Annotated in this window: 2 protein-coding genes; both read left to right on the forward strand. The window is 48.6% G+C overall.

Annotated elements, in window-relative coordinates; all coding sequences use genetic code 11:
- A partial coding sequence (locus A3751_RS19310) for a methionine adenosyltransferase domain-containing protein (protein WP_197466525.1) occupies positions 1-468 on the forward strand: 468 nt, incomplete at its 5' end.
- Between the two features lie 90 nt (positions 469-558).
- On the forward strand, positions 559-982 hold a 424-nt coding region (locus A3751_RS19315; protein WP_197466526.1), incomplete at its 3' end, for an adenosylhomocysteinase.

Genomic DNA, 982 nt, shown 5'->3' on the forward strand with positions numbered 1-982 from the left:
GTGGATACCTACGGCGGTATGGCGCGTCATGGTGGCGGCGCCTTTTCTGGTAAAGATCCATCGAAAGTTGACCGTTCAGCAGCGTACTATGGCCGTTATGTGGCGAAGAACGTGGTTGCTGCAGGCCTTGCTGATCGTTGCGAAATACAGGTTTCTTACGCAATCGGTGTAGCAGAGCCAACATCTGTATCAGTTAACACCTTTGGTACCGGCAAGATCTCGGATCAAGACTTGGCAAAAGTAATTCGAGAAGTGTTCGATTTGCGCCCCTATGCGATTCAAACTCAACTAGACTTGCTCAACCCAATGTACCAAATCACAGCGGCCTACGGTCACTTTGGGCGTGAGCCTCAGGAAGTAAGCTATGAATACGTTGAAGGTGGCGAGACTAAGACCAAAACATTTACCGCCTTCACTTGGGAAAAAACAGACCGAGTAGATGAACTAAAGAAAGCAGCAGGCGTATAACTAACTAGCGCCGAGTGGCACACAGCCGCTAACCGCAAACGATTATCAGCGTGTTCCTCACACGACACGCTAACACGTAAAGGAAAGAACATGAGCACGAATTTGCAAGCAGTAGAAAACGGTTTCACTGACTACAAAGTAGCGGACATCAATCTCGCAGATTGGGGTCGCAAAGAGATAGACATTGCTGAAGGTGAAATGCCGGCATTGATGGCGCTTCGTCGAAAGTACAAAGCGGACCAACCTCTAGCGGGCGCTAAGATTATGGGTTGTATTCATATGACCATTCAAACAGCCGTGTTGATCGAGACATTGGTTGACCTTGGTGCAGAGGTACGTTGGTCGTCTTGTAACATCTTCTCGACCCAAGATCATGCAGCCGCTGCAATTGCAGCCGCTGGCATTCCGGTTTTCGCCTGGAAAGGTGAAACCGAAGAAGAGTTTTTATGGTTCATTGAGCAAACCATTCTTGCAGAAAAAGACGGTACAGCGGTATGGGATGCGAACATCATTC

It is taken from the genome of Oleiphilus sp. HI0080, assembly GCF_001635135.1.